Origin of the sequence: Actinophytocola sp. (assembly GCF_050699915.1) — a bacterium.
In the GTDB taxonomy this organism is placed as follows: domain Bacteria; phylum Actinomycetota; class Actinomycetes; order Mycobacteriales; family Pseudonocardiaceae; genus Actinophytocola.
The window spans coordinates 1-7064 of record NZ_JBOHGA010000282.1 but is presented as its reverse complement, the minus strand read 5'-3'; the positions used below and the strand labels follow the sequence as shown (position 1 = coordinate 7064).

Sequence of the window (7064 nt, the reverse complement as noted above, 5' to 3'; positions counted from 1 at the left end):
CCGCCAGCCGGCTCGGCCTCGCCAGCCGGCTCGGGCTGGCCGGTCGGCTCGGGCGGCCCAGTCATCTCCGCCTGCATGGCCGCCTGGCCAACCGCCTCAGCCGACTCGGCCGGCACGGCCCGCCCTGCCGCCTCGGTGTGTCCAGTCCCCTCCGCCCGCACGGCAGGCACAGTCGGCCCGGCCTGCGTGGCTGGCTCGGCCTGCTCTGTCGACTCGGCCTGCTCTGTCGGCTCGGCCTGCTCTGTCGGCTCGGCCTGCTCAGGCGTCCCCGCCAGCCCCGCCTGCCCAGACGGACCAGCTTGCGCGAACGACCCGGCCGGCCCCGCGGGCGAAGACTCGGCGGGCGCCTCCGCGGCCGACCCGAGTCCGTCCACGTAGGACTCGGTCTGCTCCTCTTCGGCGGCACCGCCGTCCGTGTGCAGCTGTGACATCGGCGGCAGGCGCGTCGCCCCGTCGTCCGGGGCGGGAACGGACTTCGCCGTCACGCCGGCCAGGATCTCGTCGATCTCGCGGGAGTTGCGGACCGTCAGCTCCCAGCGGCCACCCAGCTCTCGCAGCAGCTTGACGATGTCCGCCCTCGCGACCTCGTCATCCTCCTCCTTCAGCTTGCTGCGCAGCTGCGCGATGAGGCTGTCCTGCGCCTCCGGCGAGATCCGCTCCGGCCCCATCAGCGCCGCGATTCGATAGAGGTACTCGAACGGCACCTCCGGCGGCTCCGGCAGCGGATCCGGCAGCACGACCGGCTGCGCGGTCAGCTCGTTCAGCGCCGCGACGAGCCGCACGACAGCATCGGCGGTTCGGCCCTGGTAGTCGATGATCTGGCGCTCCGCCAGGGAGATGAACATCGAGTCGAGCGAGCCGACCTGCAGCGGCAGCACCGGGATGCCCAGCCGCTCCGCGTAGCGCAGCTCGAGGCGGCACGGCTTGGAGCGCCACGAATGGTTGGACAGCGCGAACACGAACAGGTCCGCGCGCTGGATCTCGCGGATGATCTCTCGCCACCACGACTCGCCGCCGTGGATCTGGTGGTCCATCCACACCGAACGGCCCAGCCGCTCGAGGTCCTCCCGGATCAGACGCACGAGGGCCTCGTCCGCACGCGTGTAGCTGACGAACAGGCTCACCGTCGTACCCTTCGCCGTCATGTCCACTCGTCATGTTTGGTCGCGGAAAGCGGCGAGATCGTTGCGGGTTGTCCGTCACGGATGTCGGTCGTCGGGCGCCGACTCCGCCTGCACCGCCAGCTGACCCCACTGACCGGTCTCCTTGCGGAAGATCTCCTCGACCCGCTCCAGACCACTCTCGACGTCACCGTGCGGGTCGAGTGCACGCCAGTCGATCTCCGCCTCCGCGAGGTTGTGCCCCGCGTCGTCGTACAACTTGTCCAGCCAGGAGAACCCGACCAGCGCGCTGAACGCGGTCACGGCGCCGGCCAGCGCGGCGAGCACCGCGGCGACGATCGCGATCGCCGAGCGGAGCGTGCCGTCGGCGAACTGGCTACCCACGCCGGCGACCCCGGCGGCGAACAGCAACGCGTTGCGCACGATGATCGCCTGTTGGTGCGCGCTGCGGTACTCGTCGCGCCGGCCCTCGTAGAACTCCCTCTGGTCGTGGATGCGCAGCTCGCGGTAGAGCGTGTGGAACTCCGTCGCCCGGTCGGCCGTCATGGCTCGTTCCCCTTCCGGATCGCGACCACCGCGCGGCGCAGTGCCACGATCCGGTCCTCGCCGGCGTAGCGGCCGGTGCGCGACAGGAACCGGAAATGGACCGCACGAAGCCGCTCGGCCTTCGCCCGCTCGCGGAGGTAGACGCGCTGCGCGCCCAGCTCGTGCGTCGCCCTGCTGGTCCCGGCGAGCGCGAAGCCCAGCAGCGCCAGCAACAAGCCCGGCCAGCGCTGGTCGGCGAGCAAGGCCTGCACGGCGCCGAGCCCGCTGACCACGACCGACCCGAGCAGGATCGTCACCTGCTGGCGGCGGTAGCGGTTCTGGAAGTCCAGCGCGGCGAGGTCGGACTCGTGGAACGCCGGCGACACCTCCTCCTCCAGCACCGCGAGGTCCGCCGCCAGCGCGGGGTACTTCTCCCGGGTCTCGGCCGAGACGACCGGGTACGACGTCCGCGGCGACCGCAGCGACGGCCAGCGCGCGAACAGGTGCGGCGCCATGGGGAGTCCTTCGCTCGTCGCGCTGTTCGCACACTTCCGTCGCACGCCGCGACGGCCTTGTTACGGCCGCCGGGGTTGCGCCACCGCCCCGACCGGTGGGCAAGATGGTGACCAGTGCCACGCGGCACGAGGAGGTGCGACATGACGACCGTCCCCAGCCAGGTCAGCTACGTGTCCGGCACATCGGACAAACCGCTGCTCGGCGACACGATCGGTGATGACTTCGACCGCACCGTCGCCGCGCACGGCGACCGCGACGCGCTCGTGGAGGCGGCCACCGGGCGGCGATGGACCTACCGACAGCTCGCCGACGAGGTCAACGCGGTCGCGTTGGGGCTCGTCGACCTCGGCGTCGAGAAGGGCGACCGGGTCGGCATCTGGGCACCGAACTGTGCCGAGTGGACGTTCACCCAGTACGCGACCGCCAAGATCGGCGCGATCCTCGTCAACATCAACCCGGCCTACCGGGTGCACGAGCTGAAGTACGTGCTCAACCAGGCCGGCATCCGCACGCTCGTCGCCGCCCGCAGCTTCAAGACCTCCGACTACGCCGCGATGATCGAGGAGGTGCGCCCGGACTGCCCGGGGCTGCGGGACGTCCTGCTGATCGGCGGCGAGGAGTGGACGAGCCTGGTCGCCGCCGGCCGGGGCGGGTCGGCCGCGCACCTGGCCGAGCTGCAGCAGAACCTGACCGCCGACGACGCGATCAACATCCAGTACACCTCGGGCACCACCGGCTTCCCCAAGGGCGCCACGCTCTCGCACCACAACATCCTCAACAACGGCTACTTCGTCGGCGAGCTCTGCAACTACACCGAGGCCGACCGGGTCTGCATCCCCGTGCCCTTCTACCACTGCTTCGGCATGGTCATGGGCAACCTCGCGTGCACGAGCCACGGCGCGTGCATGGTCATCCCGGCGCCCGCGTTCGACCCGAAGGCGACGCTGGAGGCGGTGGCCGCGGAGCGGTGCACGTCGCTGTACGGGGTGCCGACGATGTTCATCGCCGAGCTGGCCGACCCGTCGTTCGAGTCGCACGACCTGTCCAGCCTGCGCACCGGGATCATGGCCGGCTCGCCGTGCCCGGTCGAGGTGATGAAGCAGGTCATCGAGCGGATGGGGATGGCGGAGGTGACCATCTGCTACGGCATGACCGAGACGTCGCCGGTGTCGACCCAGACCCGCGCGGACGACAGCGTCGACCGTCGAGTGTCCACTGTGGGCAGAGTGCACCCGCACCTCGAGGTGAAGGTCGTCGACCCGGAGACCGGGCTGACCGTCCCGCGCGGCACGCCGGGCGAGTTCTGCACCCGCGGGTACTCGGTGATGCTCGGCTACTGGGAACAGGTGGACAAGACCGCCGAGGCGATCGACGCCGCGCGGTGGATGCACACCGGCGACCTCGCGGTGATGGACGAGGAGGGTTACCTCAACATCACCGGCCGGATCAAGGACATGGTCATCCGCGGCGGCGAGAACATCTACCCGCGGGAGATCGAGGAGTTCCTCTACACCCACCCGGACATCCTCGACGCACAGGTGATCGGCGTGCCGGACGAGCGCTACGGCGAGGAGCTCATGGTCTGGGTCCGCATGCGGGAGGGCGCGACCGAGGTGACGGCCGAGGCGCTGCGCGAGTTCTGCACCGGCAAGCTCGCGCACTACAAGATCCCCCGCTACGTGCACATCGTCGACGAGTTCCCGATGACGGTCACCGGCAAGATCCGCAAGGTGGAGATGCGCGAGACGTCGGTGGAGCTGCTGGGCCTGGCGGACGTCGCGGCGGCCAAGCACGCCTGACCACGTGTGACCAGGCGGTTCGGCACCGAAGCGGTCCTGGTTCGGGGTGGGCGGCGAGGCGCACCATGAGTGCGCTGCGCCCGCCCCACCGAGGCGCACGGGCCACGAGGAGGCCACATGCTCGCCAAGTCCACCACCACGACCATGCTCCCGGTCACCGACGTGGAGCGCGCCGCGCGCTTCTACGCCGACCAGCTGGGGCTCCACGAGCGCGCCGTCGCCGCCGACGGCAGCCGGATCTTCGACACCGGCAACGGCAACGCCATCGGGCTCCTGCCCGCCGATCCCGGTGCACAGAGCGGGCGCACGACGCTGAGCTTCGAGGTGTCCGACATCCGCGGCGAGATGCGCGAGCTCGAGCGCCGCGGCGTGGCCTTCGCCGACTACGACCTGCCGGGCCTGAGGACGGTCGACCACATCGCGGAGCTGGGCAACGAGAAGGCGGCGTGGTTCAGTGACACCGAGGGCAACATCCTGTGCATCCACGAGGTGGCGGGCTGACCGGCACCGGTAGCGGCCAAACCGGCTATCCCCGCCGCCCCGGGGTGGCCTAGGCTGGACTGACGCGTCCTGGGTACGCCCCGGGGCGCGTTCATTTGTGTGTGGAGGTGACCGTTGTGCCGACCGGAAAGGTCAAGTGGTACGACTCGGAGAAGGGCTTCGGGTTCGTCACACAGGATGGCGGCGAGGACGTCTATGTCCGGTCGTCAGCCCTGCCGGCCGGTGTGCCGGGGCTGAAGGCCGGCCAGCGCATCGAGTTCGGCGTGGCGGACGGCCGCCGCGGGCCGCAGGCGCTGTCGGTGCGGCTGCTGGACCCGCCGCCGTCGGTGGCGGAGGCCCGCCGCCGGCCGGCCGAGGAGCTGCACGGCCTCGTCGAGGACATGATCAAGATGCTGGAGGCCAGCGTCCAGCCGGACCTGCGCCGCGGCCGCTACCCGGATCGCAAGGCCACCAAGCGAATCGCGGACGTGGTCCGCGCGGTCGCCCGGGAGCTGGACCCGTAGGCGGCACCGAGTAGCCGGCCCGGGCCGGCCTGATCAGGCCGGCTCGACCGCGGCCGACCACACGCCGCGGGTCACGGCCTCGGGACCGGACTCGCCCTGCACGAGCTTGCCGCCGGCCTGCTTGACCTCGACGGTCTGCAGCTGGTCCCCGGCAGCGGGCGGCTTCGCCTCGAACGTGTCCTGCTTGCCCGGGCCGAACGTGGCCACGGTCTCCGGCTCCCGCTGCTCGCCGGCCGCGGTGCGGTACTGGATCACCACCGACCACGGGGTGTCCGCGACCTGCTTCGGCACCCGCACCCGCACCGGCGTGCCGGGCGCGGCCTCGAGCTTGACCTGGGCGGTCGTGTCGCGCTTGCACTCGTTGATCTCGACGGTGCAGTAGAGGAACGGCTTCGCGCTGACCGTTTTCGCCGCCACCGAGAAGTCGATGCTGGGCGGCGGGGGCGGCGTCTCCGGCTCTGCCGAGCAGCCGGTGACGAGCAGCGCCGCGGCGGCGGCGAGGACGAGCGTGCGCACGCGCCGAGACTACGGGCGCTCCTCGGGCGTCTCGCGCACGGCCGGGCTCGGCGTGAACCCGCGTGGCGCGCCGGCGCGCCACGGGCGGATCGGCCGGTCGCCGCCGAACCACGGCAACAGCGACGCGCCCTTCCGGGTCAGCATGGTCTGCACCAGGCCGATCGCGAGCAGGATCGAGATCACGAGGAAGCCGAGCCAGAACGTCGCGGGCAGTAAAATCCCGATGGCCCCACCGAAAACCCAGGACAGCTGCAGCACGGTCTCCGAGCGGCCGAACGCCGACGCGCGCGACTCCTCCGGCAGGTCGTCCTGGATCACCGCGTCGAGGCTGTTCTTCGCGATGGCGCTCGCCGTGGCGCCGACGAGCCCGACGATCGCGGCCGTGCCGATGCTCGGCAGGAGCGTGGCCACCACGGTCGACCCGAGGGCGCCGATGATGCAGGCGAGCACGACCTGTTCGGGATGGCCGAGATGCATCCGCGCGCCGATCCCGTTGCCCAGGAAGCTGCCCGCGCCGGCCGCGCCCGCGATCACGCCGAGCAGCAGCAGCTGTTTGAACGCGTCGCCATCGGTCTGCTCGCGCACCGCGAACGCGGCGAACATCATCAGGAAGCCGGTGAGCAGCCGCACCGTCGCGTTGCCGGACAGCGCCACGACGACGTGCCGGCCCATCGGTTGTCGGGCGGTCTTCGCGGGGTCGGCCCGCAACGACGCCGGCACCTCGCCCTCGGTGACCTCCACCCAGGCGGGGATACGCATGGCCTGCACGGCGCCGACGCCGCAGATCAGCGCGGTGAACCACAACGCGCCCGGCGAGTCGAACATCTGCAGCACCAACGCGGCGACCGCGCCGAACGCCGCGCCGGCGACGAGCCCGAACACGGTGAGCCGCGCATTGGTCTTGGCGAGGGTGATCTCCGGTGGCACGACTCTCGGCGTGACCGCCGCCTTCAGCACCGTGAAGGACTTGGACAGCACCATCTTGCCGAGCGCGGCGGGATACAGCAGCCAGGTGTCGAAGTTGGTCGCCATCATCACGCACATCAGCGCCTGCCCGATCGACGCGGCGCACATGGCGAGCCGGCGGCCGCGCTGGATGCGGTCGAGTGCCGGGCCGATCACCGGCGCCACCAACGCGAACGGCGCCACGGTGATCAGCAGGTAGAGCGCGACCTTGCCCTTGGACGAGTCGGTGCTGGCGGCGGAGAAGAACAGCGTGTTGGCGAGCGCGACGGCCATCGCCGCGTCGCTCGCGTAGTTGAGCATCGTCGCGTAGGTGAGCGCGGTGAGGCCGGACTTGTCGGCGCCGTCGGCGTTCGCGGCGCGGCGGAACGCGCGGACGGCGTTGCCGGTGAGCTGCCGGCCGCGCAGCGCGGCGACGCGGGTGACGGTCAGCTTCTTGGGGTACTGCGGGGCGGCGGCCGGGCGCTCCTGCGGGGTCTGCCGGCGCGGGGGTTCCCGGTGTTGCGGCACTTCCCGGTGTTGCTGAGTTTCCCGGGCGTCCTCGGGATAGTCCGGCGCGTAGCCGTCCGGACCGTAGGTCTCCGGCGGCAGCTGGCGGCGCGGCTGCGGTACGTCTCGCC

Annotated in this window: 8 protein-coding genes; 3 read left to right on the top strand and 5 right to left on the bottom strand. The window is 71.3% G+C overall.

Features of this window, described 5'->3' with window-relative positions:
* The 3 genes from ACRDSK_RS30240 to ACRDSK_RS30230 form a co-directional block, all read right to left on the bottom strand.
* On the bottom strand, positions 1 to 1145 hold a 1145-nt coding region (locus ACRDSK_RS30240; RefSeq protein ID WP_431444796.1), incomplete at its 3' end, for a TIR domain-containing protein.
* A 54-nt stretch (positions 1146 to 1199) separates the two neighbouring features.
* Positions 1200 to 1667, bottom strand: a complete 468-nt coding sequence (locus tag ACRDSK_RS30235) for an SLATT domain-containing protein (RefSeq protein WP_431444794.1) — start codon at positions 1665 to 1667, stop codon at positions 1200 to 1202.
* On the bottom strand, positions 1664 to 2161 hold the full coding sequence (locus ACRDSK_RS30230; RefSeq protein ID WP_431444793.1) for a DUF4231 domain-containing protein: 498 nt from the start codon (positions 2159 to 2161) through the stop codon (positions 1664 to 1666). Before ACRDSK_RS30230 ends, ACRDSK_RS30235 begins: the two co-directional genes overlap by 4 nt.
* A 141-nt stretch (positions 2162 to 2302) precedes the next feature.
* Here ACRDSK_RS30230 and ACRDSK_RS30225 point away from each other — a divergent pair, with 141 nt between their 5' ends.
* The 3 genes from ACRDSK_RS30225 (at position 2303) to ACRDSK_RS30215 (ending at position 4965) form a co-directional block, all read left to right on the top strand.
* A complete protein-coding gene (locus ACRDSK_RS30225; RefSeq protein WP_431444791.1) occupies positions 2303 to 3961 on the top strand; it encodes an AMP-binding protein in 1659 nt (552 codons plus the stop codon).
* 117 nt (positions 3962 to 4078) lie between these two features.
* Complete coding sequence (locus ACRDSK_RS30220) at positions 4079 to 4462, top strand: VOC family protein (RefSeq protein WP_431444789.1); 384 nt, start codon at positions 4079 to 4081, stop codon at positions 4460 to 4462.
* Between the two features lie 116 nt (positions 4463 to 4578).
* Positions 4579 to 4965, top strand: a complete 387-nt coding sequence (locus tag ACRDSK_RS30215; protein WP_431444788.1) for a cold-shock protein — start codon at positions 4579 to 4581, stop codon at positions 4963 to 4965.
* Positions 4966 to 4998: 33 nt separating this feature from the next.
* Here the strand turns inward: ACRDSK_RS30215 and ACRDSK_RS30210 are convergent, their stop codons facing one another.
* Positions 4999 to 5481, bottom strand: coding sequence for a DUF2771 family protein (locus tag ACRDSK_RS30210; protein ID WP_431444786.1), 483 nt, complete (start codon positions 5479 to 5481; stop codon positions 4999 to 5001).
* Positions 5482 to 5490: 9 nt separating this feature from the next.
* On the bottom strand, positions 5491 to 7064 hold a 1574-nt coding region (locus ACRDSK_RS30205; RefSeq protein WP_431444785.1), incomplete at its 5' end, for an MFS transporter.

Bases quoted from the DNA above. Each gene is read 5' to 3' on its own strand.
- ACRDSK_RS30220 (WP_431444789.1), top strand. From the start codon at position 4,079: ATGCTCGCCAAGTCCACCACCACGACCATGCTCCCGGTCACCGACGTG.
- ACRDSK_RS30235 (WP_431444794.1), bottom strand. From the start codon at position 1,667: ATGACGGCCGACCGGGCGACGGAGTTCCACACGCTCTACCGCGAGCTG.
- ACRDSK_RS30225 (WP_431444791.1), top strand. From the start codon at position 2,303: ATGACGACCGTCCCCAGCCAGGTCAGCTACGTGTCCGGCACATCGGAC.
- ACRDSK_RS30230 (WP_431444793.1), bottom strand. From the start codon at position 2,161: ATGGCGCCGCACCTGTTCGCGCGCTGGCCGTCGCTGCGGTCGCCGCGG.